23 protein-coding genes and 1 pseudogene are annotated in these 24,292 nt (G+C 56.4%); 4 read left to right on the top strand and 20 right to left on the bottom strand.

The window, feature by feature from the left end:
* Positions 1-13: 13 nt before the first annotated feature.
* From rpoS to cysG, 13 genes are all read right to left on the bottom strand, one after another.
* Positions 14-1,006, bottom strand: a complete 993-nt coding sequence (rpoS, locus tag UTM25_RS14010; protein ID WP_008499600.1) for an RNA polymerase sigma factor RpoS — start codon at positions 1,004-1,006, stop codon at positions 14-16.
* Between the two features lie 59 nt (positions 1,007-1,065).
* Positions 1,066-2,190, bottom strand: a complete 1,125-nt coding sequence (gene nlpD, locus UTM25_RS14005) for a murein hydrolase activator NlpD (protein ID WP_194401213.1) — start codon at positions 2,188-2,190, stop codon at positions 1,066-1,068.
* Positions 2,191-2,306: 116 nt separating this feature from the next.
* Positions 2,307-2,933: a protein-L-isoaspartate(D-aspartate) O-methyltransferase gene (locus UTM25_RS14000; protein WP_023308989.1), complete on the bottom strand. Its 627-nt coding sequence runs from the start codon at positions 2,931-2,933 to the stop codon at positions 2,307-2,309.
* Positions 2,927-3,688, bottom strand: a complete 762-nt coding sequence (gene surE, locus UTM25_RS13995; RefSeq protein WP_023308990.1) for a 5'/3'-nucleotidase SurE — start codon at positions 3,686-3,688, stop codon at positions 2,927-2,929. Before surE ends, UTM25_RS14000 begins: the two co-directional genes overlap by 7 nt.
* The gene (truD, locus tag UTM25_RS13990; RefSeq protein WP_047059981.1) at positions 3,669-4,718 is read right to left on the bottom strand and encodes a tRNA pseudouridine(13) synthase TruD; all 1,050 of its coding nucleotides are present in this window, start codon (positions 4,716-4,718) and stop codon (positions 3,669-3,671) included. Before truD ends, surE begins: the two co-directional genes overlap by 20 nt.
* On the bottom strand, positions 4,715-5,194 hold the full coding sequence (gene ispF, locus UTM25_RS13985; protein WP_008499607.1) for a 2-C-methyl-D-erythritol 2,4-cyclodiphosphate synthase: 480 nt from the start codon (positions 5,192-5,194) through the stop codon (positions 4,715-4,717). Before ispF ends, truD begins: the two co-directional genes overlap by 4 nt.
* Complete coding sequence (gene ispD / locus UTM25_RS13980; RefSeq protein WP_047059983.1) at positions 5,194-5,904, bottom strand: 2-C-methyl-D-erythritol 4-phosphate cytidylyltransferase; 711 nt, start codon at positions 5,902-5,904, stop codon at positions 5,194-5,196. Before ispD ends, ispF begins: the two co-directional genes overlap by 1 nt.
* A gap of 19 nt (positions 5,905-5,923) precedes the next feature.
* Positions 5,924-6,235, bottom strand: coding sequence for a cell division protein FtsB (gene ftsB, locus UTM25_RS13975; protein WP_008499609.1), 312 nt, complete (start codon positions 6,233-6,235; stop codon positions 5,924-5,926).
* Positions 6,236-6,401: 166 nt separating this feature from the next.
* On the bottom strand, positions 6,402-6,728 hold the full coding sequence (locus UTM25_RS13970) for a DUF3561 family protein (protein WP_008499610.1): 327 nt from the start codon (positions 6,726-6,728) through the stop codon (positions 6,402-6,404).
* Between the two features lie 58 nt (positions 6,729-6,786).
* Positions 6,787-7,392 (bottom strand): adenylyl-sulfate kinase, encoded by a 606-nt coding sequence (gene cysC / locus UTM25_RS13965; protein ID WP_010434543.1) that lies wholly within the window; start codon positions 7,390-7,392, stop codon positions 6,787-6,789.
* Positions 7,392-8,816, bottom strand: coding sequence for a sulfate adenylyltransferase subunit CysN (gene cysN / locus UTM25_RS13960; RefSeq protein ID WP_194401214.1), 1,425 nt, complete (start codon positions 8,814-8,816; stop codon positions 7,392-7,394). The genes cysC and cysN overlap by 1 nt, the downstream gene beginning before the upstream one ends.
* Before the next feature lie 9 nt (positions 8,817-8,825).
* A complete protein-coding gene (gene cysD, locus UTM25_RS13955; protein ID WP_010434549.1) occupies positions 8,826-9,734 on the bottom strand; it encodes a sulfate adenylyltransferase subunit CysD in 909 nt (302 codons plus the stop codon).
* A gap of 9 nt (positions 9,735-9,743) precedes the next feature.
* Positions 9,744-11,102, bottom strand: coding sequence for a siroheme synthase CysG (gene cysG / locus UTM25_RS13950; protein ID WP_023308997.1), 1,359 nt, complete (start codon positions 11,100-11,102; stop codon positions 9,744-9,746).
* A gap of 237 nt (positions 11,103-11,339) precedes the next feature.
* Between cysG and UTM25_RS13945 the strand changes: the two genes are divergently transcribed.
* The gene (locus UTM25_RS13945) at positions 11,340-12,383 is read left to right on the top strand and encodes an aminopeptidase (protein WP_194401215.1); all 1,044 of its coding nucleotides are present in this window, start codon (positions 11,340-11,342) and stop codon (positions 12,381-12,383) included.
* A gap of 104 nt (positions 12,384-12,487) precedes the next feature.
* Here UTM25_RS13945 and cysH read toward each other — a convergent pair whose 3' ends face one another.
* Genes cysH through cysJ form a run of 3 tightly spaced genes read right to left on the bottom strand, consistent with a single transcriptional unit; the run spans position 12,488 to position 16,755 of the window.
* Complete coding sequence (gene cysH / locus UTM25_RS13940) at positions 12,488-13,222, bottom strand: phosphoadenosine phosphosulfate reductase (RefSeq protein ID WP_194401216.1); 735 nt, start codon at positions 13,220-13,222, stop codon at positions 12,488-12,490.
* Between the two features lie 15 nt (positions 13,223-13,237).
* The gene (gene cysI / locus UTM25_RS13935) at positions 13,238-14,950 is read right to left on the bottom strand and encodes an assimilatory sulfite reductase (NADPH) hemoprotein subunit (protein ID WP_320714897.1); all 1,713 of its coding nucleotides are present in this window, start codon (positions 14,948-14,950) and stop codon (positions 13,238-13,240) included.
* Complete coding sequence (gene cysJ, locus UTM25_RS13930; RefSeq protein ID WP_194401218.1) at positions 14,950-16,755, bottom strand: NADPH-dependent assimilatory sulfite reductase flavoprotein subunit; 1,806 nt, start codon at positions 16,753-16,755, stop codon at positions 14,950-14,952. The genes cysI and cysJ overlap by 1 nt, the downstream gene beginning before the upstream one ends.
* Positions 16,756-17,061: 306 nt before the next feature.
* Here cysJ and queD point away from each other — a divergent pair, with 306 nt between their 5' ends.
* Complete coding sequence (queD, locus tag UTM25_RS13925; protein ID WP_023309002.1) at positions 17,062-17,424, top strand: 6-carboxytetrahydropterin synthase QueD; 363 nt, start codon at positions 17,062-17,064, stop codon at positions 17,422-17,424.
* 28 nt (positions 17,425-17,452) lie between these two features.
* On the opposite strand, the gene queE is transcribed toward queD, so the two are convergent.
* The 3 genes and pseudogenes from queE to UTM25_RS13910 all read right to left on the bottom strand — a co-directional run bounded on the left by queE (position 17,453) and on the right by UTM25_RS13910 (position 20,444).
* A complete protein-coding gene (queE, locus tag UTM25_RS13920) occupies positions 17,453-18,124 on the bottom strand; it encodes a 7-carboxy-7-deazaguanine synthase QueE (RefSeq protein ID WP_023333236.1) in 672 nt (223 codons plus the stop codon).
* 54 nt (positions 18,125-18,178) lie between these two features.
* Positions 18,179-18,886, bottom strand: a complete 708-nt coding sequence (locus UTM25_RS13915; RefSeq protein WP_320714896.1) for an N-acetylmannosamine-6-phosphate 2-epimerase — start codon at positions 18,884-18,886, stop codon at positions 18,179-18,181.
* Positions 18,886-20,444, bottom strand: a pseudogene (locus UTM25_RS13910) (PTS transporter subunit EIIC). The gene UTM25_RS13915 and the pseudogene UTM25_RS13910 overlap by 1 nt, the downstream one beginning before the upstream one ends.
* A 165-nt stretch (positions 20,445-20,609) precedes the next feature.
* Between UTM25_RS13910 and UTM25_RS13905 the strand changes: the two are divergent.
* Both UTM25_RS13905 and UTM25_RS13900 read left to right on the top strand, forming a co-directional pair.
* Complete coding sequence (locus UTM25_RS13905) at positions 20,610-21,434, top strand: MurR/RpiR family transcriptional regulator (protein WP_194401219.1); 825 nt, start codon at positions 20,610-20,612, stop codon at positions 21,432-21,434.
* Between the two features lie 358 nt (positions 21,435-21,792).
* The gene (locus UTM25_RS13900) at positions 21,793-22,902 is read left to right on the top strand and encodes an SDR family oxidoreductase (protein ID WP_126796356.1); all 1,110 of its coding nucleotides are present in this window, start codon (positions 21,793-21,795) and stop codon (positions 22,900-22,902) included.
* 53 nt (positions 22,903-22,955) lie between these two features.
* Here UTM25_RS13900 and eno read toward each other — a convergent pair whose 3' ends face one another.
* The gene (eno, locus tag UTM25_RS13895) at positions 22,956-24,254 is read right to left on the bottom strand and encodes a phosphopyruvate hydratase (protein WP_023309012.1); all 1,299 of its coding nucleotides are present in this window, start codon (positions 24,252-24,254) and stop codon (positions 22,956-22,958) included.
* Positions 24,255-24,292: the final 38 nt, after the last annotated feature.

The following is a 24,292-nucleotide window of genomic DNA, read 5'->3' as shown; positions in this document are numbered from 1 at the left end:
GACGAAAGGTTGCTTATTCGCGGAACAGCGCTTCGATATTCAAGCCTTGCCCCTGCAGGATTTCACGCAGGCGGCGCAGACCTTCAACCTGAATCTGACGAACACGTTCACGGGTCAGGCCAATTTCACGGCCGACATCTTCCAGTGTCGCAGCTTCATACCCCAGTAAACCGAAACGACGTGCCAGCACTTCACGCTGTTTGGCGTTCAGTTCGAACAGCCATTTGACGATGCTCTGCTTCATGTCATCGTCCTGCGTGGTGTCTTCCGGACCGTTGTCTTTTTCATCGGCCAGGATGTCCAGCAGCGCTTTTTCGGAGTCGCCACCCAGCGGGGTGTCAACGGAGGTAATGCGCTCGTTGAGACGCAGCATACGGCTAACGTCATCAACCGGTTTATCGAGTTGCTCGGCAATCTCTTCTGCGCTTGGCTCGTGGTCCAGTTTATGGGACAACTCGCGTGCGGTACGCAGATAAACGTTCAACTCTTTGACGATGTGAATCGGCAGGCGGATCGTACGGGTCTGGTTCATAATAGCCCGTTCGATGGTCTGACGAATCCACCAGGTCGCGTAGGTTGAGAAACGGAACCCGCGTTCCGGGTCAAACTTCTCAACTGCGCGGATGAGACCTAAGTTGCCCTCTTCAATCAGATCCAGCAGAGCCAGACCACGATTGCCGTAACGGCGGGCAATTTTCACGACCAGTCGCAGGTTACTTTCAATCATGCGACGACGCGAGGCTACATCACCACGCAAAGCACGACGTGCGAAATAGACTTCTTCTTCGGCCGTTAGCAGTGGGGAGTAACCAATCTCCCCAAGGTAAAGCTGAGTCGCGTCCAGTACACGCTGTGTGGCACCCTGCGATAACAGCTCTTCTTCAGCCAAATCGTTATCACTGGGTTCCTCTTCTACTAAGGCTTTTTCGTCAAAAGCCTCTACTCCGTTCTCATCAAATTCCGCGTCTTCATTTAAATCATGAACTTTCAGCGTATTCTGACTCATAAGGTGGCTCCTACCCGTGATCCCTGAACGAGACACCCTGGCTGGCATGCCCCGTCAAATTATCGCTGCGGCAAATACTGCAGCGGGTTTACGGATTTCCCCTTGTAACGAATTTCAAAATGCAAGCGTGTAGAACTGGTTCCGGTGCTACCCATAGTAGCGATTTTTTGCCCCGCCTTAACTTCTTGTTGTTCCCGGACCAGCATTGTGTCGTTATGGGCGTAGGCACTCAGGTAATCATCGTTATGTTTGATGATAATAAGATTACCGTAACCGCGCAGAGCGTTACCGGCATACACAACGCGTCCGTCAGCGGTCGCGATGATAGCCTGTCCTTTACTCCCTGCGATATCGATCCCTTTATTTCCCCCCTCGGAGGAAGAGAAGTTCTCGATAACCTTGCCGTCAGTTGGCCAGCGCCATGCAGAGATTGGCGAACTGGAGGTCATACTACTGGCAGTCGGTTCAGTAGAGCTAACCACAGGTGCCGTTACCGGTGCTGTGACAACAGTCGCAGTCCCTTTATTATTCGGCAACATTTTGTTAGCAGTCTGATCACCTGAATCCTCAGAATACGTAATTACAGGTTGTGAAGCAACCACCGCGGTGGATTTTTGTGCAGGCTTAACGCTGTTATTTTGAGCCGTCACGTCGGCCGCTGAAACGGTGTTGCCAGGCGTAAGCGGCGTGCCCGTCGCGTTGCCAACCTGGAGCGTTTGCCCCACTTCCAGACCATACGGGGCCTGGACGTTATTGCGCTGCGCGAGGTCACGGAAATCGTTCCCGGTGATCCACGCAATGTAGAACAGCGTATCGCCGCGTTTCACTGTATAAGTGCTGCCACCGGTATAGCTGCCTTTCGGAATGTTCCCATACTGACGGTTATAGACTATGCGGCCATTCTGGGTCTGAACAGGCTGTTCCACTGGCTGAATCTGCGTCGGCTGCGTCATTGGACGCTGAACCGGCTGGATTGGCGGATTTTGTTGCGCCGTAGAGGTACCCATTTTAGGCGGAGGAGTGATCAACATTCCGCTGGACGTGTTACCCAAGCCGCTGTTTCCGCCGACAGAACTGACGGGCGCAGGCGCGTTGTTAGAACTTGTACAGCCTGCCAGCCAGAGCGAAACCAGTGATAATGCCGCAACACGGCTGATGGTGAATTTAGGGCTTCCCGCGCTCATTTATCCCCCAGGAATGTGTTAACTACCAGTGACTTAAAATTTACCGTGATGACACGAATCTTTCGCGCCACACCATACGCTGAATTTGCCTCAATAACCCTGGATAATTCCGAGTCTCAGGCCAACTCCCCCTTTACCAGAGGCACAAAGCGCACGGCTTCCACGGTGTCGATAATAAACTCGCCGCCGCGCCGACGAACGCGCTTCAAAAGCTGCTGCTCGTCCCCGACGGGCAGAACAAGAATTCCCCCCTCATCCAGCTGCGACAACAGGGCCGCAGGAATTTCAGGCGGGGCCGCCGTCACGATGATCGCGTCAAACGGCGCGCGCGCCTTCCAACCCTGCCATCCATCACCGTGTCGTGTCGAAACATTATGTAAATCAAGTTGTTTCAGGCGACGACGCGCCTGCCACTGTAAACCTTTAATCCGCTCAACGGAGCATACATGATGAACCAGATGCGCCAGGATCGCGGTTTGATACCCCGACCCGGTACCAATCTCCAGCACGCGTGATTCGGGCGTCAGCTCCAGCAGCTCCGTCATGCGCGCCACCATATAAGGCTGCGAAATCGTCTGGCCCTGTCCGATGGGCAGCGCCACGTTTTCCCACGCTTTGTGTTCAAACGCCTCGTCTACAAATTTCTCACGTGGAACCTGAGCAAGCGCTTCAAGCACGTGCTCGTCGCGGATCCCCTGCGCGCGGAGTTGTTCCAGAAGAGTTTGTACACGTTTGTTTACCATTGCGCGTTCACTCCTGCGCGATCCAGCCAGCCCGACACCACATCATGCGCGCTATACGCGGTTAAATCTACGTGCAGCGGGGTAACCGAAACATAGCCTTCATCCACGGCGGCAAAGTCGGTATCCGGACCCGCATCGCACTTATCGCCGGGAGGGCCAATCCAGTAAAGCGTGTTGCCGCGAGGATCCTGCTGCGGGATGACCTGATCGGCAGGGTGTCGACTCCCGCAACGGGTGACGCGAATGCCTTTAATTTCGTCGAGGGGAAGATCCGGCACGTTGATGTTGAGGATGCGCCCGGTACGCAACGGCTCGCGGCCGAGCGCCCGCAGGATCGAACAGGTCACCGCGGCGGCGGTATCGTAGTGCGTATGGCCGTTCAACGAGACCGCCAGCGCCGGGAACCCCAGATGGCGCCCTTCCATTGCGGCCGCCACGGTGCCGGAGTAAATCACGTCATCGCCGAGGTTAGGACCGGCGTTAATGCCGGAAACAACGATATCCGGACGCGGCCGCATCAGCGCGTTCACGCCCAGAAAAACACAGTCGGTTGGCGTGCCCATCTGCACGGCAATATCGCCATTTTCAAAGGTAAAGGTGCGAAGCGACGACTCCAGCGTCAGAGAGTTAGACGCTCCACTGCGGTTACGATCGGGCGCCACGACCTGCACGTCCGCAAATTCACGGAGGTGTTTCGCCAGGGTCTGAATGCCTGGCGCGTGGATCCCGTCATCGTTACTCAGCAATATTCGCATAATCACCCGAGGTGTTGATAAGTTCCCTGACAACACTGGTGGCAAAGCTACCTGCCGGTAGCCAGAAGCGTAACTCGACGGTTACGTCATCCCACCAGTTCCAGCTTAACTGCTGCGGATAGAGCAGCATCGCGCGGCGTGCCGCTTCAACTTTTTCCCGCACAAGCAAGGATTGTAATTCTGGCGCATCCGCTACGGCTGACTGCTCGGCGGCCAGCGCGTCGCCCTGTGTTCCCCAGTCGCCCGTACCCGGCAACGCGGCGGTAATCATCAGCGCTTTTGCGTCCACGCGCGACTGCACATCGGCCATTTCTTCGGCCGTTGCCACAAACCAGCTTCCGCGTCCCGCTAATTGTAGCGCATCGCCAACAACAACTTGATTCGCGTCCGGTTTTTTCAGCCTTTCGCTCACAATCTGATTAAACAACGCGCTGCGGGCCGCCGACAACCAAAAACTGCGTTTATTCCTGTCGCGCACCGGTGCATCGCTTTGCGCCCAGCGCAGCGCGCCCTGCAGGTTGCTGCCGCCAATGCCAAAGCGCTGCGCGCCAAAGTAGTTCGGTACGCCGCGTTCACTGATAGCGTTCAGACGTTTTTCAACATCTTCGCGGTGGGACACTTCACGCAGCACCAGCGTAAAGTCGTTCCCCTTCAACGCCCCCAGACGCAGTTTGCGCTTGTGGCGGGCGAATTCCAGTACCTTACAGCCTTCAAGCTCAAATTTGCTTAAATCAGGCATCGTATTGCCAGGAACGCGCGCGCAGAGCCACTGTTCCGTGACGGCGTGTTTATCTTTCTGCCCGGCAAAGCTCACTTCGCGGGCATGAATTTTGAGGAATTTTGCCAGCGCGTCGGCCACAAAGCGGGTATTGCAGCCATTTTTCAGAATACGCACCAGGATATGTTCGCCTTCGCCATCCGGCTCAAAGCCCAGATCCTCCACCACGAGGAAATCTTCCGGGCTGGCTTTCAGCACCCCGGTCCCCTGCGGTTTACCGTGCAGGTATGTCAGGTTGTCGAAGTCCGTCATTTGCTCGCCTTCACCAGCAGCGCCACGGCCTCACAGGCAATCCCTTCGCCACGCCCGGTAAAGCCCAGCTTCTCGGTCGTCGTCGCTTTGACGTTCACGTCGTCCATATGGCAGCCCAGATCTTCTGCAATAAACACGCGCATCTGCGGAATGTGCGGCAGCATTTTCGGGGCCTGGGCAATAATCGTCACGTCGACGTTGCCGAGGGTGTAACCTTTCGCCTGAATGCGGCGCCACGCTTCGCGCAGCAGTTCGCGGCTGTCCGCCCCTTTAAATGCCGGGTCGGTGTCCGGGAACAGCTTGCCGATATCACCCAGCGCGGCAGCGCCCAACAGCGCGTCGGTCAGCGCATGCAGTGCCACGTCGCCATCAGAATGCGCCAGCAGTCCTTTTTCATAGGGAATGCGCACGCCGCCAATGATAATTGGGCCTTCTCCGCCAAAGGCGTGTACATCAAAACCGTGTCCAATTCGCATTATGCCTTCTCCTGATGGGTCGAACGGGTAAGATAAAATTCCGCGAGCTGTAAATCTTCCGGACGCGTCACTTTTATATTATCAGCGCGTCCTTCAACAAGCTCAGGGTGGAAACCGCAATACTCCAGCGCAGAGGCTTCGTCCGTGATGGTCGCGCCTTCTTTAAGCGCTCGCGTTAGGCAGTCGTGGAGTAATTCGCGGGGGAAAAATTGTGGCGTCAGCGCGTGCCATAAATCGACGCGATCGACGGTGTGGGCGATAGCCTGTTTTCCCGGCTCGGCGCGCTTCATGGTGTCGCGCACCGGTGCGGCCAGAATCCCGCCAACCTTGCTTGTTTCGCTCAGCGCCAGCAGGCGCGCAAGATCGTCCTGATGCAGGCAAGGACGCGCCGCGTCATGCACCAGCACCCACGACGCGTTTCCGGCGGCCTGAATGCCCGCCAGCACGGAATCGGCGCGCTCGGCGCCACCGTCAACGACGGTAATGTGTGGATGATTTGCCAGCGGCAGCTGCGCGAAGCGCGCATCGCCGGGGCTGATAGCGATGATCACACGCGTCACCCGCGGGTGCGCCAGCAGCGCGGCCACGGCGTGCTCGAGGATCGTTTTATCGCCAATAGAGAGGTACTGCTTGGGACATTCTGTCTGCATGCGCCGGCCAAAACCTGCTGCCGGCACCACGGCGCATACGTCCGAAAAAGTTACTGCCATGTCGTAATCCTGGGCCTGATTATCGATTGTTTTGTGCTGAGCCCTGATTGCGTTTAGACGCATCCGGAACCAGACGATAAAAGGTTTCGCCCGGCTTAGTCATACTGAGTTCATTGCGTGCGCGTTCCTCAATCGCCTCTTGCCCGCCATTGAGGTCATCAATTTCAGCAAAGAGTTGATCGTTTCGCGCCTTAAGTTTGGCGTTTGTTGCCTGCTGAGCCGCGACGTCATCGCTCACCCGGCTATAGTCGTGCAGTCCGTTCTTACCGAACCACAGCGAATATTGCAGCCAGATTAGCAAAGCCAGCAACAGCAGCGTTAGTTTACCCATCCTGCCCCCTGAAAAACGGCATCATCATCCCAAGACTTCCCCAGAGCACTACGCCGGGGTAACAGAGATGCCGCAACATCGCGGGCAAATGTACCACATTTTTTCCGCAGAATCGTCCTGCACAATATCGTTACACAGTTGGTTACGGTTTGAATTATGGCTGAAGTTAGCCCATGAGCCACAAAAATAACAGACCAAACATCAGAACCACCGTCACAATCGTGACCACGGTGCTGTAGAGGAGCTTGCCGTTGAGCAGCGAGTGCAGCGCAATGCCGACAACAACCGCCACGGGCATCAACGCCAGAAAGAAAGGCCAGGTGTAGAGAAAGAAGAACAGCGTGTTGCCGCCGTAGATGAGAAACGGAATGCCAAGCGCCAGCAGCCATGAGACGAAGCCAATGATGGCCCCAGGAAATGACCAGGTCGTTTCGTCGTCGGTCGCTAGCGGCTCCGACCCGGTGGTGGTGATGTAATGTTCACTGTTGCGCATAGCTAATCCTGTGACCGTGACTCATCGTTCGGGAATACAGCTCCCGAACGATACCGCCTCAGGATCTGATAATATCGTCCCGTCTGAGCAGGTCTAATAATTGGCTTACTAAATTTGTTACCAATTGTTGACCTTCCAGGTGAATTTCAGGCGATTCAGGCGCTTCGTATACCGCGTCAATTCCGGTGAAGTTGCGCAGCTCTCCAGCACGCGCTTTCTTGTATAGCCCTTTCGGGTCGCGCGCTTCGCAAATCTCCAGCGGCGTATCGACAAACACCTCGATAAAGCGATCCTGGCCCACGCGTTCGCGCACCATCTGGCGCTCGGCGCGGTGCGGAGAGATAAACGCGGTCAGCACCACCAGCCCGGCGTCAGCCATCAGGCTGGCCACTTCGCCCACCCGGCGGATGTTCTCTTTGCGGTCATCGTCGCTAAACCCTAAATCGCTGCACAGGCCGTGACGCACGTTGTCGCCGTCCAGCAGGTACGTGCTTACGCCCTGCTGATGCAACGCCTCTTCCAGCGCGCCTGCCACCGTCGATTTACCCGAGCCGGACAGCCCGGTAAACCACAGCACAACCCCACGGTGACCGTGGAGCTGTTCGCGCTGAGCGACGGTGACCGGATGAGGATGCCAGACGACGTTCTCATCATGGGCGGCCATTACTTGCCTCCCAGCAGATCGCGTGCGCCCCAGTGCGGGAAGTGTTTACGCACCAGCGCGTTCAGTTCCAGCTCGAAGGCGCTGAATTCAGACGTCGCGGCAGCCTGTTTAATCGGTTCGCGAACCATACCGGCCCCGACGGTAACGTTGGTCAGCCTGTCGATAAAGATCAGCCCTCCCGTGACCGGGTTCTGCTGATACGGATCCAGCACCAGCGGTTCGTCGAAGGTCAGATCGACCAGACCAATGCCGTTCAGCGGCAGCTCGGTGACGTCACGATGGGTCAGGTTGTTGATATCCACCTGGAACTGAATACCGTCCACGCGGGCGCGGGTTTTCTTGCCGGCAATTTTGATGTCATAGCTCTGGCCAGCGGTCAGCGGCTGTTCGGCCATCCAGACCACGTCCACGGAAGCCCCCTGCACTGCCGCCAGCGTTTCCTGCGCGTCGACCAGCAGGTCGCCCCGGCTGATATCAATTTCGTCTTTCAGCACCAGCGTTACGGCTTCACCGGCGCCCGCTTCCTGCAGGTCACCGTCGAAGGTGACGATACGGGCGATAGTCGATTCCACGCCGGATGGCAGCACCTTGACGCGCTGACCTACCTTCACGGAACCTGACGCGAGGGTGCCTGAGAAGCCGCGGAAATCGAGGTTTGGACGGTTCACGTACTGCACCGGGAAGCGCATCGGCTGGGTGTCGACCACGCGCTGAATTTCAACGGTTTCCAGCACTTCCAGCAGCGTCGGACCGCTGTACCACGGCATGTTCGCGCTCTGGGAGGCGACGTTATCCCCTTCCAGCGCCGAGAGCGGTACAAAGCGAATATCCAGGTTGCCCGGCAGCTGTTCGGCAAAGGTCAGGTAGCTCTGGCGGATCTCCTCGAACTTCTCTTCGCTGAAGTTGACCAGATCCATCTTGTTGACCGCCACCACCAGGTGTTTGATCCCCAGCAGCGTCGAGATAAAGCTGTGACGACGGGTCTGATCCAGCACGCCTTTACGCGCGTCCATCAGCAGGATCGCCAGGTCGCAGGTGGACGCGCCGGTCGCCATGTTGCGTGTGTACTGCTCGTGCCCCGGGGTGTCAGCGATAATAAATTTGCGCTTCTCGGTAGAGAAGTAGCGGTAGGCCACGTCGATGGTGATGCCCTGCTCGCGCTCCGCCTGCAGGCCGTCCACCAGCAGGGCCAGGTCGAGTTTTTCACCCTGGGTGCCGTGACGTTTACTGTCGTTATGCAGGGAAGAGAGCTGATCTTCATAAATCTGGCGCGTATCGTGCAGCAGGCGGCCAATCAGGGTACTTTTCCCGTCATCCACGCTGCCGCAGGTCAGAAAACGCAGCAGGCTTTTGTGTTGTTGCGCGTGCAGATACGCTTCCACGCCGCCTTCGTTGGCAATTTGTTGAGCAATAGTGGTATTCATGGCGGCTCCTTAGAAATAACCCTGACGTTTCTTCAGCTCCATGGAGCCTGCCTGGTCGCGGTCAATCACGCGCCCCTGTCGCTCGCTGGTGGTGGACACCAGCATCTCTTCGATGATCTCCGGCAGCGTCTGCGCGCTGGATTCCACCGCCCCGGTCAGCGGCCAGCAGCCGAGGGTACGGAAGCGCACCATCTGTTGTTTGATCACTTCGCCCGGCTGCAGGTCGATGCGATCGTCGTCGATCATCATCAGCATGCCGTCGCGCTCCAGCACCGGGCGCTCGGCGGCCAGATACAGCGGAACGATTTCGATGTTTTCGAGATAGATGTACTGCCAGATGTCCAGCTCGGTCCAGTTGGAGAGCGGGAAGACGCGAATGCTTTCGCCTTTGTTGATCTGACCGTTGTAGTTGTGCCACAGCTCCGGACGCTGGTTTTTCGGATCCCAGCGGTGGAAGCGGTCGCGGAAGGAGTAGATACGCTCTTTGGCGCGAGATTTCTCCTCGTCACGGCGCGCGCCGCCGAAGGCCGCGTCAAAACCGTATTTGTTCAGCGCCTGCTTCAGCCCTTCGGTTTTCATGATATCGGTGTGCTTGGCGCTGCCGTGCACGAACGGGTTAATGCCCATCGCCACCCCTTCCGGGTTTTTATGCACCAGCAGCTCGCAGCCGTAGGCTTTCGCGGTACGGTCGCGGAACTCGTACATTTCGCGGAATTTCCAGCCGGTATCCACGTGCAGCAGCGGGAACGGCAGCGTGCCCGGATAAAACGCTTTACGCGCCAGATGCAGCATGACGCTGGAATCTTTACCGATGGAGTACATCATAACCGGGTTAGAAAACTCGGCGGCCACTTCGCGGATGATATGGATACTTTCCGCTTCGAGCTGCCGCAGGTGTGTAAGACGTTTTTGGTCCATAACCGTTCCTTAAGCCAAATTTACGACAGAAGAACCAAAGCCTTCTGTATCGGTTGTGTGTTGGAACCAGGCAAGCGTGCTGTGCAGCTGCACCACTTCACCCACCACGATCAGGGCGGGCATCGGGGCGTCTTTCGCCAGGGTTGCAAGATGTTCCAGCGTGCCCGTCGCAACATGCTGATCGACGCGCGTGCCGCGAGAAATGACGGCAACGGGCGTCGTCGCCTCGCGACCGTGCTGAATAAGCTGTTCGCTGATGTCCGCGGCCTTCATCGTGCCCATGTAGATCGCCAGCGTCTGGCGGCTCTGGGCGAGATGCGACCAGTCGAACGGCGTGCTGTCGGCCTTGTAGTGGCCGGTCACAAAGGTCACGCTCTGGGCGTAATCGCGGTGGGTCAATGGAATACCGGCGTAGGCAGTTACCGCAGAGGCCGCCGTGATGCCGGGCACCACCTGGAACGGTATGCCCGCTTCGGCTGCCGCCTGCAGCTCTTCGCCGCCGCGGCCGAAGATAAACGGATCGCCCCCTTTCAGGCGCACCACGGTTTTACCCGCTTTAGCGGCGTCAACCAGCATCTGGTTGGTATCGTGCTGCGGCACCGAGTGCTCGCCAGCCCGTTTGCCGACGCAGATTTGCTCCGCGTCGCGACGGATCAGCTCGCGCACGCCGTCGGTGACCAGATGGTCGTAGAACACCACGTCCGCGTCCTGCAGCACCTGCAGGCCGCGCAGCGTCAGGAGCCCGGCATCGCCCGGCCCTGCCCCCACCAGAATGATCTCCCCGCCCGTGCTGCCGGGGTTATCCAGTTCGTCCTCGAGGATTTTCTGCGCCGCCGTCTCATTACCGGCATGCATCAGGCTGGCAAAGCGGCCGCGAAACACGCGCTCCCAGAAGCGACGGCGTTCCGTTACGCTGGTCAGGCGCGTTTTAAGGTGGTTGCGCCAGAAGCTGGCTTTTTCCGCCATGCGCCCGAGGCTGGTCGGCAGCAGCGCTTCGATTTTTTCACGCAGCACGCGCGCCAGCACCGGTGCGGTACCGCCGGAGGAGATCGCCACCAGCAGCGGCGAACGGTCAACGATCGACGGGAAGATAAACGAGCATAACGGCTGGTCGTCCACCACGTTCACCAGGCGGTAACGGGCCTGAGCGGCGTCGGAAATCCGCCGGTTCAGATCGCGATCTTCGGTCGCCGCAATCACCAGCACTACGGTATCGATTTGTGATTCGTCAAAATCCGCTTCTGCCACTACCCGCACCTGCGCCCCTGCGCGCTGCAAAAACGCGATTTTGCGATCGGCAATTTCACCCGTGCCTACAACCAGCACCGGCTTCTCTTTTATCGCGGCAAATAAGGGCAGATAGTCCACAAGCAACAACTCACTAACAACGAGGAATAAAGGGACTATAGGGGGCGGCTTAGACCGAATGAAATTACGAATTGGAATGAGTAGTTACTCAATGGAATAACGCCGTGAAAAAGCTAATGCCAAAAAGTGCTTAACATGCGAAATATCGGGCATTTAAGAGCAATTCAAATTGTGTATGGGCGATCACAGTTTCATACTAGGCGGGTTAATATTTTGCTCTGTTTTTAAGGATTCACTATGTTTTCCGCAACGCGCCACCGTATTGCTGCCCTGGCGCTCGGCGTTTGCTTTATTCTTCCTGCCCAGGCAAAAAACCAACCTTATGGTGAAATCGCCACTATGCAGGCGCGGCATATTGCCACCGTCTTTCCTGGCCGCATGACCGGCTCGCCTGCGGAGATGCTCTCCGCGGACTATCTTCGCCAGCAGTTTGCCGGGATGGGCTATCAGAGCGATATCCGGTCGTTTCACAGCCGCTACGTCTATACCTCACGAAATAAAACGAAAAACTGGCATAACGTGACCGGTAGTACGGTTATCGCGGCGCATGAAGGTAGCGCGGCTGAACAGATTATTATTATGGCGCACCTTGACACCTACGCCCCGATGAGCGATGCCGATACGGATAACAACCTCGGCGGGCTGACGCTGCAGGGCATGGACGACAACGCGGCGGGCCTGGGCGTGATGCTCGAACTGGCCGAGCGGATGAAAGATATTCCAACCCAGTATGGCATTCGTTTCGTGGCTACCAGCGGTGAAGAAGAGGGCAAACTCGGCGCTGAGAATCTCCTTAAACGCATGAGCGCTGAGGAGAAGAAAAATACGCTGCTGGTGATCAACCTCGATAACCTGATCGTCGGCGATAAACTCTATTTCAACAGCGGGCAGAGTACGCCGGGTACCGTGCGGAAACTGACGCGCGACCGGGCGCTGGCGATTGCCCGCAGCCATGGCGTTTATGCCACAACCAATCCGGGCGGGAATCCTGCTTTCCCACGCGGAACAGGCTGCTGCAACGACGGGGAAGTCTTCGATAAGGCGGGCATTCCGGTGCTGTACGTGGAAGCGACAAACTGGGCGTTGGGCAAGAAAGATGGCTATCAGCAACGCGCTAAGTCGAAAGCCTTCCCGGACGGGACAAGCTGGCACAACGTGATGCTGGATAATCAGCAGCACATTGACAGCGCGCTGCCTCAGCGGATTGAGCACCGCAGTCGTGATGTGGTGAAGGTCATGCTGCCGCTGGTGAAGGAGCTGGCGAAAGCGGGGAAAGCCTGAGGTTTTTAAGGCCTGATGCCCTCACCCCAACCCTCTCCCACAGGGAGAGGGAGGATAAGCCTTTTTAGGCCCGGTAAGCGTAGCGCCACCGGGCAAAAAGGTTATCACCCTTCATGCAGCCCGCACTCGCGCTTCAGCCCAAAGAATCGCGTCTCTTCTTCCGCCATTCCTGGTTTCCATTTGCGCGTGGTGTGGGTGTCGCCCACCGACAAATAGCCCTGGTCCCACAGCGGATGGTACTTCAGCCCGTGTTTTTGCAGATACTGATACACCGTCCGGTTATCCCAGTCGATAATCGGCAGCACTTTAAACACCCCGCGCTGGATCGCCAGCACCGGTAAGGTTGCACGACTGCCGGACTGCTCGCGACGCAGGCCCGCAAACCACGTCTGCGCATTGAGCTCTTTCAGCGCCCGGTTCATCGGCTCGACTTTGTTGATCTCATTGTATTTCTCAATGCCCTCAACACCCTGCTCCCACAGCTTACCGTAGCGCGCCTCCTGCCAGGCCGCGCTTTCCGTCGCGCGGTACACTTTGAGGTTCAGCTTGAGCTTGTCCGTCAGCTCGTCAATAAACTGGTAGGTTTCCGGGAACAGGTAGCCGGTATCAGTGAGGATCACCGGAATGTCCGGACGGATCTGATTCACCAGATGCAGGCTGACCGCCGCCTGAATACCAAAGCTCGACGAGAGCACATAGTCTCCCGGCAGGTTTTCCAGCGCCCACGCCACGCGCCCTTCGGCGTCCAGCTTTTCAAGGTGGGCATTGGTTTCTGCCAGCGCCAGAATGCGTTCGACTTTAGGCAGATCGTTAAGGGCGTTTAGATCGAGTACGGACATAATTACCTCTCGTGGTTACTCCCAGAAATCCCTTGCGGGATCGAGCACCGGGCGAATGATGCCCGCACGCACCGTAAAGTCGCCGAAGCCTTCACCCGCTTCGCGCTCTTTCGCCCAGCGCCCGACAAGCTCGTCGATGGAATCAAGGATTTCCGGCTCGGTAATGTTCTCGCGGAACATACGCGGAATGCGCGTGCCGATACGGTTACCGCCCAGGTGCAGGTTATAGCGCCCCGGCGCTTTCCCCACCAGACCCAGCTCGGCCAGCATCGCGCGACCGCAGCCGTTCGGGCAGCCGGTGACGCGCATAACAATATGCTCTTCCGGAATACCGTGTTTTTCCAGAATCGCTTCTACCTTGTCAGTGAATGACGGCAGGAAACGTTCCGCTTCGGCCATCGCCAGCGGGCAGGTCGGGAACGACACACAGGCCATCGAGTTTTCACGCTGCGGCTTAACCGCATCCATTAACCCGTGGTCGCGCGCCAGCTTCTCGATCTTCGCCTTCTGGCTCTCCGGCACGCCGGCAATAATGAGATTCTGATTAGCGGTAATGCGGAATTCGCCTTTATGGATCTTAGCAATTTCCAGCAGACCGGTTTTGAGCGGACGGCCCGGATAATCCAGAATACGGCCGTTTTCAATAAACAGCGTCAGGTGCCATTTATTATCGATACCCTTCACCCAGCCAATGCGATCGCCGCGACCGGTGAATTCGTAAGGGCGGATCGGCTCAAACTTGATGCCTGCACGACGTTCCACTTCCTCTTTGAACGTCTCAACGCCCACGCGCTCCAGGGTGTATTTGGTTTTCGCGTTTTTACGGTCGGTACGGTTGCCCCAGTCGCGCTGGGTGGTCACTACCGCTTCCGCCACGGCCAGCGTGTGCTCCAGCGGCAGGAAGCCGAACTCGCTCGCGGTGCGGGCGTAGGTTTTCTTATTACCGTGTTCAATGGACAGGCCGCCGCCCACCAGCAGGTTAAAGCCAATCAGCTTGCCGTTTTCGGCAATCGCCACGAAGTTCATGTCGTTGGCGTGCAGATCGATATCGTTCTGCGGCGGGATCACGACCGTGGTTTTAAACTTACGCGGCAGGTAGGTCTGGCCAAGGATCGGTTCTTCGTCCGTGGTCGCGACTTTTTCCTGATCGAGCCAAATCTCCGCATAGGCGCGGGTGCGCGGCAGCAGATGCTCAGAGATCTTCTTCGCCCACTCATAGGCTTCGGCGTGCAGCTCGGACTCATACGGGTTCGAGGTGCAAAGCACGTTACGGTTCATGTCGTTGGCGGTCGCCAGCGCGTCCAGCCCGACAGAGTGCAGCATCTGATGCACCGGCTTCACGTTCTTCTTCAGAATGCCGTGGAACTGGAAGGTCTGACGGTTGGTCAGGCGGATGCTGCCATAAATCGTGTTTTCACCGGCAAACTTGTCAATGGCCTGCCACTGCCTGGTGGTGATCACCCCGCCCGGCAGACGGCAGCGCAGCAGCATCGCATGACGCGGCTCCAGCTTCTGTTCGGCACGCTCGGCGCGGATGTCGCGATCGTCCTGCTGGTACATACCGTGGAAGCGGATCAGCAGGAAGTTGTCGCCTTTGAAGCCGCCGGTGAGACCGTCATTCAGATCTTCAGCAATGGTGCCGCGCAGATAGTTGCTTTCCAGCTTCATGCGCTCGGCGTCTGTCAGTTTACCTTCGACCACCAGTGGCCCTGGATGTTTTTCGCTCATTAGTAGACATCTCGCTGATAACGGCGCTCAACGCGCAGCTCACTTAAAAATTCATCCGCCGTTTCGGCATCCATACCGCCGAATTCGGCAATCACTTCCAGCAGTGCCTGCTCAACGTCTTTCGCCATGCGATTGGCGTCGCCGCAGACATAAATGTGGGCACCGTCATTGATCCAGCGCCACAGCTCTGCGCCCTGTTCGCGCAGTTTGTCTTGTACGTATACTTTTTCTTTCTGGTCGCGGGACCAGGCCAGATCGATGCGGGTCAGTACGCCTTCTTTAACATAGCGCTGCCACTCAACCTGGTAGAGGAAATCTTCGGTAAAGTGCGGGTTGCCGAAGAACAGCCAGTTTTTACCCGGCGCTTCATCTGCCGCGCGCTGCTGCATGAAGGCGCGGAACGGCGCAATGCCGGTGCCCGGGCCAATCATGATGACCGGTGTTTCCGGGTTCGCCGGCAGGCGGAAGTTGTCGTTGTGCTCAATGAAGACGCGCACTTCACCCTCTTCTTCCACGCGATCCGCCAGGAAGCTAGATGCCCCACCCGCGCGGGCGCGGCCTTCGATGTCGTAGCGCACCACGCCGACGGTAATATGCACTTCACTCTCCACTTCGGCCTGCGAAGAGGCGATGGAGTACAGGCGCGGGGTCAGCGGACGCAGCAGGCCGATCAGCGCATCGGCATCCAGCTGAGCCGGAGAGAAACGCACCATATCGACAATTGGCGTCGTTGCGGCGTAATGCTGCAGCTTCGCTTTGTCGCCCACCAGCGGCAGCAGGGATTCGCTGCGCGTTAAGGTGGCATAATTTTCGACGATATTCGGGGTGTTCACCGTCAGTTCGAAATGCCACTGCAGCGCCTCTGAAAGCGGCTGGGTTTTGCCGTCAACGGTGACGGGCTCGTCACCCTTCAGCCACAGCAGCTCAACCAGCTCTTTCACCAGCGCCGGATCGTTCTGATACCAGATACCCAGCGCGTCGCCCGGCTGATAGCGCAGGCCAGAGTCGCCGAGATCGATCTCGATATGGCGCACGTCTTTTTCAGAGTCGCGTCCGGTAATTTTCTGGTTCACCGACAGGCTCGCCGTCAGCGGCGCCTCTTTGGTGTACGGGCTGGTGTGGATGTCGTTAACGGCACCCGTTGCGGTGAACGCGGCCTGCGTCGACGTCTCTTTCGGCACGCGCGCTTTCAACACCTCAACGATGCGCGCACGCCATTCGGCGGCGGCGGTCTGGTATTCAACATCCGCGTCAACGCGGTCCAGCAGGCGCTCCGCGCCCAGCTCCGCCAGCCTGCTGTCGAAGTCTTTACCGGACTGGCAGAAGAATTCATACGAGGTATCGCCAAGGCCAAATACGGCAAACGCCGTGCCATCCAGCTTCGGCGCTTTTTTCGAGAACAGGAACTTATGCAGCGCCACCGCTTCTTCAGCAGGCTCACCTTCGCCCTGGGTAGAGGCGACCACCACCAGCAGTTTTTCTGACGCGATTTGCTTAAATTTATAATCCCCGGCGTTGACCAGGTTCACGTTCAGTTTGGCGGCCAGCAGGTCGTCACGCAGCGCTTCGGCCACGCGACGCGCATTGCCCGTCTGCGAGGCGGAAATCAGGGTAATGGCCGGAATTTCAACGGCCGTTGCCGGTGCACCCGCCACAGCGCCAGGCTGCTGATTGAGCATTCCCCAGAAATAACCGGAGACCCAGGCAAGCTGAGTGGGAGAAAAATCAGAGGTGGCAGCCTGAAGGCGCGCCAGTTGCTCCGGGTTCAGGGGAAGCAAATTTGAAGGTGGGGCCTGTGTTGTCATGCGTCGTTATGTTCCAGTAGCCAAGCGGACTTTAAGCGAATAAATCCAAACTGAAGATAAGGTTAACGGCGAGGATAATAACAATTAAAGAAGGGATGGAAATAATAAATAACCAAATGGACTAACCTGTTTTAGTTGTCATACTTAGCGATAAAAACGATTAATTAAACCACTGAAAATTATCGATAAAAACCACAAAAAACGCCTGTTAACGAGACACCTGGCTTCAGAGCCGTTTTAGTTAATGCTAAAAATTGTGCTTTCCGGTACTATGCGGCGGTTTTTTCCGCATTACTGAGAGCGATCATGTCCACCACACTGTTTAAAGATTTCACCTTCGAAGCCGCCCACCACCTTCCGCATGTCCCTGAAGGGCATAAATGCGGCCGTCTGCACGGGCATTCGTTCATGGTGCGTCTTGAGATCACCGGTGAAGTTGATCCGCATACCGGTTGGATCATGGATTTTGCCGAGCTGAAGGCGGCGTTTAAGCCGACCTACGATCGTCTGGATCATTACTACCTGAATGATATCCCGGGCCTTGAAAACCCGACCAGCGAAGTGCTGGCAAAATGGATTTGGGATCAGATGAAGCCGCTGGTGCCGCTGCTGAGCGCGGTGATGATCAAAGAGACCTGTACCGCCGGCTGTATCTATCGCGGGGAGTAAAAAAAGCCCGGCTAAACCGGGCTTTGTTTTAGGCAATATTCAGGTACTTGTGCGTCTGCATCGACAGGCGCCAGTTGCGCGCAATACAGGTTTCAATGCACAGGCGCGTCGCGTCGTCTTTCTGGCTGATCGGCTGTAGCGCAATGACGCGCTGCTTTTCATCCGTCAGCGTGGCCAGCAGTTCATCCAGCGCTTCGATATCACGCACGCGCCCTACCGGGTGCTTAATCTCATCCGCACGTTCCAGCGCCTGAGACAGCACGTCATACCCGCCGCGCATATTCACTTTTGGCGATACCGTCACCCAGGTCGTGTGTGAACAGCGCACTTCATGGGTGCCGCTGGTCTCAATCTGGCAACTGTAGCCGTTCTTTTCGAGCAGCTCGGTCAGCGGCGTCAGATCGTGGATGCAGGGTTCACCGCCGGTGATCACGACGTGGCGCGCCGTCCAGCCCTGACGCCCAATAATGGCCAGCAGATCTTCAGAACTGCCCGCGCCCCACTTATCGCTCTCTTTGGTTTTCGCCAGAATGCTAAACAGCGACACTTCCCGATCTGCGAGCTTATCCCACGTATGTTTGGTATCACACCAGGCACAGCCAACCGGGCATCCCTGTAAACGAATGAAAATAGCGGGAACGCCGGTAAAGTAACCCTCGCCTTGCAGGGTCTGGAACATCTCGTTAATCGGGTACTGCATAGTCATCTCAGTAAAGGGGATAAACGATAAGTATCGCAGATCCCCGCCGGATGGTCATGCTCCATCGGTGCTTTGCGCGCCAATCGCCGCCATAAAACGCTCGGTAATTTGCTGTGGACGGGTGATCGCGCCGCCGACGACGACCGTATGCGCGCCCAGCGCCAGGCATCTGGCCGCGCGTTCAGGCGTATCCACGTTGCCTTCGGCAATCACGGGAACCGTCACGGCGGCCAGCACGGCCTTCAGGAACGCGCAGTCATTTTCCGGAAGCGAATGGCCCGCCGTTTCCGCCGTATAGCCGTAAAGCGTGGTGCCGACGCAGTCAAAGCCAAGCGCCTGCGCCGTCACGGCTTCGCCCACGGTGGAAATATCCGCCATCAGCAGTACCGAGGGGTAGCGCGAGCGAATGCGCGTGACCAGCGTTTCCAGGGATTCTCCACCGGGACGCTCACGCGCCGTCGCATCAAGCGCAATGATTTCCGGAGAGGCGGCCATGAGCTCATCCACTTCTTTCATCGTGGCGGTGATAAACACCTCGCTTTCCGGGTAATCCCGTTTGATGATGCCGATAACAGGCAAAGAGACCTGCTGCTTAATGGCCTCGATATCCACCACGCTGTTGGCACGAATGGCAGCGGCTCCGCCCTGCGCCGCCGCCAGCGCCATCCGCGACATAATAAACAGGCTATGCAGCGGTTCATTTTCCAGCGCCTGACAGGAGACGACCAGTTTTCCCTTCAGGTTATCCAGTACAGTTTTCATTACGATAAGATCTCTTCCACTTCGTTTTTGATAATCGTGACGTGCGGGCCATAAATGACCTGAACACCGTTACCGCGCACGATAACGCCGCGCGCGCCGGTGGCTTTCAGCGCCGCGTCATTCACTTTGCTGCCGTCCTTCACCGTAACGCGAAGACGCGTGGCGCAGCAGTCCACCTCTTCCAGATTCTCTTTTCCGCCTAATCCCGCGATCACCGCAACGGCGCGCTCGCTCTGCGAGAAGGTCGCTTCACTGGCCATCGCCTCCTTTTCCCGACCCGGCGTGGCAAAATCGAAACGGTTAATCAGATAGCGGAAGGTGAAGTAGTAAAGGAAGAACCACGGCACGCCCACCAGCGGAACGAACATCCAGTTGGTTTTGGCCTCCCCCTGCAAAATGCCGAACAGCACAAAGTCGATAAAACCGCCGGAGAAGGTTTGCCCGATGGTGATATGCAGCATGTGTGCGAGCATGAATGCCAGCCCGTCAAACAGCGCATGAATGACGTAAAGCACCGGCGCAATAAACAGGAAGGAAAACTCGATAGGCTCGGTAATCCCGGTCAGGAACGAGGTAGCGCCGCAGAGAGCAGCAGCCCGGCAACGCGCTTTTTGTTCTCCGGTTTTGCCGTGTGGTACATCGCCAGACACGCGCCGAGCAGGCCAAACATCATCGTAATAAAGCGCCCGGACATGAAGCGCGACGTGCCCTCATAGAAATGCTGCGTGTTCGGGTCGGCCAGCTGGGCGAAGAAGATCCGCTGTGTTCCCTCAACGAGGTGACCGTTAACAATCTCACTGCCGCCGAGCGCGGTGGTCCAGAACGGCAGATAGAAGATGTGGTGCAAACCAAACGGGCCCAGCATGCGTAAAATAAAGCCGTACAGCAGCGTGCCCAGATAGCCGGTGGCATCCACCAGCCCGCCGAGACCAAAAATCAGTTTCTGGAAATGCGGCCAGACCACGGTCATGAGCGCGCCGACGAGTATCGCCGCCAGCGAGCTGATGATGGGAACAAAGCGCGAGCCGCCAAAGAACCCGAGGAACTGCGGAAGCGCAATTTTATTAAACCGGTGATGGAGCGTGCAGGTCACCAGCCCAATCACCACGCCGCCAAACACGCCGGTTTCCAGCGTCTGAATACCCAGCGTCATGCCCTGCCCCACGGCCCCCGGGTTCTCATGCGCCAGTTTGCCGGTGAGGATCAGCAGCGCGTTGATGGTGGCATTCATCACCAGAAACGCGAGTAACGCCGCCAGACCCGCCGTGCCCTTATCGCTTTTTGCCAGCCCGACGGCCACCCCAACGGCAAACAACACCGAGAGGTTCGCAAACACGATGGATCCTGCGCTGCTCATGATGGTGAAAATGGCCTGAAGCCAGCTCACGTCTAAAAACGGATAGGCTGCCAGCGTGTTGGGATTCGATAACGCGCCGCCTATCCCCAGCAGCAGACCCGCCGCGGGCAACACGGCAATCGGCAACATAAAGGATTTGCCAAAGCGCTGCGCTTTTTCAAACCATCCTCCTGAAGAAGCCCCACTGAATATTTGCATCATTTTTTCATCCCCTCATTAAACGATGAAAATTTTTACCATAAAAATACTTAATAGTGAAAATTATCATCACAAACCAGGACGACGATCATACTTTTTCAAAATGACTGGCATCTTTCCCCCGCTTTCCGCCACACTAGTCGCAGAGAAACGCATTAAGGATCGAGCATGTCAGACCATGAAAACCTGCTGCTGAAGCTACGCCAGGAGGCTTCCGGGTACAGCCCAACGCAACAAAAACTCGGTGAGTTTGTCCTCAGCGATCCAGCCCGGGTGCTCTACCTGACGATCACCGAACTGGCGCGCGAGAGCCACACCAGCGAGGCCAGCGTCACGCGCCTTTGCCGGACGCTGGGCTGCAAGGGCTATAACGAATTTAAAATGGCGCTTGCGCTGGATATTCAGCAGGGCCAGCCCGCGCGTCAGGCGGGGGATGAGATTGATAACGTGGTGGATGAGTCGGTGCAGGCTTTGCAGGATACCGCCAGACTCCTCGACCGCGCCCTGCTTGAAAAGGCTGCGCTGGCGCTGCACCAGGCGCAATCCGTGCAGATTTATGGCGTCGCGGCCAGCGCGATCCTCGGAGAGTATCTGCATTACAAGCTGTTGCGGCTGGGCAAACCCGCACAGCTGTTTAGCGATATGCACCGCGCAGCCATGAATGCGACAACGCTTTCGAAAGATACGCTGGTTGTGGCCATCTCCAGTTCGGGTTCAACGCGGGATTTACTCCACGTGGTGAAGCTTGCCCGCAAGCGCGGCGTTAAGGTTCTGGCGCTCAGCAATACGCCCCGCAGCCCGCTGGCGTCTCTGAGCGACATGCAGCTGGTTGCCGCCAAACCAGAAGGCCCTCTAAGTGCAGGCGCGCTCAATGCTAAGGTTGGAGTCATGCTGCTGGTCGAGCTGCTGACCACGTCCATGATTGCGCTGGATGGTCATTATGGCGACGTTAGCCAGCAAACAGCCAGCGCCACGCTTCCCCTTTTGCTCTGAAAATCATTCGCAGGCTAAATAAATCGGCCTGCGACTTATTTTGTCTGATTTGAGTTAAGTGGTATTTAAAACATTTATTCGATAAATGTTTGGTGTAACAAATTATTATATTTATTACATTTTGAATTACGTTAACCATTCGACACAGACCTCATGAAAACATTCAAATTCAATAAGTTAAAATTTAAATTTTAATAGAGTGAATTTTTACCCTTGCGATAGTGTCCAATATCTCCACCTGATTCCCTTTCCTTAAAATAAGCTTAAGACGCCATCGATTTCGGCGTTTTATTATTTAAATGCCGTTTACTTTTGCACGCCTACAATCCGCCTCATCAATCATAATGAGACGGTATTAATGAAGATGTTATTGATTACAGGCGTGACCGGATTTCTGGGCGGTGCAGTTCTTGAAAAAATCCTGACCAGCGATCAACCTGCAAAACTCCTTTTGCTTGCGCGCGCCAGCGATCCGCAGAGCGGGCTGGAGCGCGTGCTGGAGAACATGCGCAAGTTCAACGTTCCCGAGGACAAACTGGCCTCCCTGAAGGTGGATAATATCCTGATTGGCGACCTCAGCCAGCCTGAAGCCTTTCTCAACGATCCCCGTCTGGATCGGGTCACGCACGTGGTTAACTGTGCGGCCGTGGCCTCATTTGGTAATAACCCGCTGATCTGGAAGGTAAACGTAGAAGGTACGCTCGCGCTGGCGCGCCGTATGGAGCAGGTTACAGGACTGCAGCGTTTCCTCCACGTCGGCACAGCAATGTCATGCACGCCGGAGCAGGATTCACTGGTCGCCGAAAGTGCGGAATTCAGAGAGAATGCTGAACACCTGGTGGAATACACGTTTTCGAAGTCAACCATCGAACAGCTGATGCGCCAGGAGTGTCCGAACCTGCCGCTGCTCATCGCCCGTCCGTCCATCGTCGTCGGCCATACCCGTCACGGCTGCACGCCGTCGAGCAGCATTTTCTGGGTCTTTAGCATGGGCCTGATGCTGCAGAAGTTTATGTGCTCAATGGAAGACAGGATCGACGTTGTTCCGGTGGATTATTGCGCCGACGCGATGTTAATGCTGCTCAACAGCAACGCTCGTCCGGGAGAAGTGGTACACATTTCTGCGGGAGAAGAGAACAGCGTTCGCTTTGCGGATATCGATCAGGCAATGGCGCAGGCGCTGGAGAAAGCCCCCGTCGGGGATAAATATGCGCAGGTCAGCTACGAAACGCTGGTCAGAATGCGCCGCGAGCTGAAACATATTTTTGGGCCGTGCAACGAACGTCTGATGCTGAAAGCCATGCGTTTATACGGTGCGTTTGCCACGCTTAACGTGCGCTTCAGCAACGATAAGCTGCTGAGCATGGGGATGCCGAAGCCACCCCGGTTTACGGATTACATCGCCCGCTGCGTGCAAACCACTCAGGGGCTGACCATTCCGGAGCAAATGGCGGTCGATTTTAAATAGCCAAAAAAAATGCCAGTCATTCGACTGGCATTTTCATTTTAAGGCTTAAGCAATTATGCCTGGCCTTTGATCTCTTTCAGACCGTTGTATGGTGCTTTTTCGCCCAGCGCTTCTTCGATACGAATCAGCTGGTTGTATTTAGCAACACGGTCAGAACGGCTCATAGAACCGGTTTTGATCTGGCCTGCAGCGGTACCCACAGCCAGGTCGGCAATGGTAGCGTCTTCAGTTTCGCCAGAACGGTGAGAGATAACAGCGGTGTAGCCAGCGTCTTTCGCCATTTTGATCGCAGCCAGAGTTTCGGTCAGAGAACCGATCTGGTTGAATTTGATCAGAATGGAGTTAACGATGCCTTTCTCGATGCCTTCTTTCAGGATCTTGGTGTTGGTTACGAACAGGTCGTCACCAACCAGCTGGATTTTGTCGCCCAGTACTTTAGTCTGGTATGCGAAGCCAGCCCAGTCAGACTCGTCCAGACCGTCTTCGATAGACACGATTGGGTACTGTTTGGTCAGGTCTTCCAGGAAGTGAGTGAACTCTTCGGAGGTGAACGCTTTGTTGCCTTCGCCAGCCAGAACGTATTTACCGTCTTTGTAGAATTCAGATGCTGCACAGTCCATCGCCAGGGTGATGTCTTTGCCCAGCTCGTAGCCAGCAGCTTTTACTGCTTCTGCGATAACAGCCAGCGCTTCTGCGTTAGAACCCAGGTTTGGCGCATAGCCACCTTCGTCACCAACAGCAGTGTTCATACCTTTAGCTTTCAGAACTTTAGCCAGGTTGTGGAACACTTCAGAACCCATACGTACCGCTTCTTTCAGGGATTTCGCGCCAACTGGCTGAATCATGAATTCCTGAATATCAACGTTGTTGTCTGCGTGCTCACCACCGTTGATGATGTTCATCATTGGTACAGGCATGGAGTATTTGCCTGGGGTGCCGTTCAGTTCAGCGATGTGCTCGAACAGTGGCATACCTTTCGCAGCAGCAGCCGCTTTGGCGTTTGCCAGAGAAACTGCCAGGATTGCGTTCGCACCGAAGTTAGATTTGTTTTCAGTACCGTCCAGATCGATCATGATCTTGTCGATGCCAGCCTGGTCTTTGGCGTCTTTGCCAAGGATTGCCTGAGCAATAGGACCGTTTACAGCGCCAACCGCTTTCAGTACGCCTTTGCCCAAGAAGCGGGATTTGTCGCCATCGCGCAGTTCCAGCGCTTCGCGAGAACCAGTAGAAGCACCTGATGGAGCAGCAGCCATACCAACGAAACCACCTTCCAGGTGAACTTCGGCTTCAACGGTCGGGTTACCACGGGAGTCGATGATTTCACGACCGATGACTTTAACGATTTTGGACATTAGATTTTCCTCAGTACAAGTTAAACTAAAACTCCAGA

Source organism: Enterobacter sp. 61D5, assembly GCF_034107965.1.
GTDB lineage: Bacteria > Pseudomonadota > Gammaproteobacteria > Enterobacterales > Enterobacteriaceae > Enterobacter > Enterobacter cloacae_M.
The sequence above is the reverse complement of the archived record's forward strand: the minus strand, read 5'-3'. Positions and strand labels throughout refer to the sequence as shown.

Coding starts and splice junctions, on each gene's coding strand:
- nlpD (WP_194401213.1), bottom strand. CDS start 2,190: ATGAGCGCGGGAAGCCCTAAATTCACCATCAGCCGTGTTGCGGCATTA.
- truD (WP_047059981.1), bottom strand. CDS start 4,718: ATGACGGACTTCGACAACCTGACATACCTGCACGGTAAACCGCAGGGG.
- UTM25_RS13945 (WP_194401215.1), top strand. CDS start 11,340: ATGTTTTCCGCAACGCGCCACCGTATTGCTGCCCTGGCGCTCGGCGTT.
- UTM25_RS13970 (WP_008499610.1), bottom strand. CDS start 6,728: ATGCGCAACAGTGAACATTACATCACCACCACCGGGTCGGAGCCGCTA.
- UTM25_RS13905 (WP_194401219.1), top strand. CDS start 20,610: ATGTCAGACCATGAAAACCTGCTGCTGAAGCTACGCCAGGAGGCTTCC.
- queD (WP_023309002.1), top strand. CDS start 17,062: ATGTCCACCACACTGTTTAAAGATTTCACCTTCGAAGCCGCCCACCAC.
- queE (WP_023333236.1), bottom strand. CDS start 18,124: ATGCAGTACCCGATTAACGAGATGTTCCAGACCCTGCAAGGCGAGGGT.
- ispF (WP_008499607.1), bottom strand. CDS start 5,194: ATGCGAATTGGACACGGTTTTGATGTACACGCCTTTGGCGGAGAAGGC.
- eno (WP_023309012.1), bottom strand. CDS start 24,254: ATGTCCAAAATCGTTAAAGTCATCGGTCGTGAAATCATCGACTCCCGT.
- cysC (WP_010434543.1), bottom strand. CDS start 7,392: ATGGCCGCCCATGATGAGAACGTCGTCTGGCATCCTCATCCGGTCACC.
- UTM25_RS13900 (WP_126796356.1), top strand. CDS start 21,793: ATGAAGATGTTATTGATTACAGGCGTGACCGGATTTCTGGGCGGTGCA.
- cysD (WP_010434549.1), bottom strand. CDS start 9,734: ATGGACCAAAAACGTCTTACACACCTGCGGCAGCTCGAAGCGGAAAGT.
- cysH (WP_194401216.1), bottom strand. CDS start 13,222: ATGTCCGTACTCGATCTAAACGCCCTTAACGATCTGCCTAAAGTCGAA.
- UTM25_RS14000 (WP_023308989.1), bottom strand. CDS start 2,933: ATGGTAAACAAACGTGTACAAACTCTTCTGGAACAACTCCGCGCGCAG.
- UTM25_RS13915 (WP_320714896.1), bottom strand. CDS start 18,886: ATGAAAACTGTACTGGATAACCTGAAGGGAAAACTGGTCGTCTCCTGT.
- ispD (WP_047059983.1), bottom strand. CDS start 5,904: ATGGCAGTAACTTTTTCGGACGTATGCGCCGTGGTGCCGGCAGCAGGT.
- cysI (WP_320714897.1), bottom strand. CDS start 14,950: ATGAGCGAAAAACATCCAGGGCCACTGGTGGTCGAAGGTAAACTGACA.
- cysJ (WP_194401218.1), bottom strand. CDS start 16,755: ATGACAACACAGGCCCCACCTTCAAATTTGCTTCCCCTGAACCCGGAG.
- ftsB (WP_008499609.1), bottom strand. CDS start 6,235: ATGGGTAAACTAACGCTGCTGTTGCTGGCTTTGCTAATCTGGCTGCAA.
- cysN (WP_194401214.1), bottom strand. CDS start 8,816: ATGAATACCACTATTGCTCAACAAATTGCCAACGAAGGCGGCGTGGAA.
- rpoS (WP_008499600.1), bottom strand. CDS start 1,006: ATGAGTCAGAATACGCTGAAAGTTCATGATTTAAATGAAGACGCGGAA.
- surE (WP_023308990.1), bottom strand. CDS start 3,688: ATGCGAATATTGCTGAGTAACGATGACGGGATCCACGCGCCAGGCATT.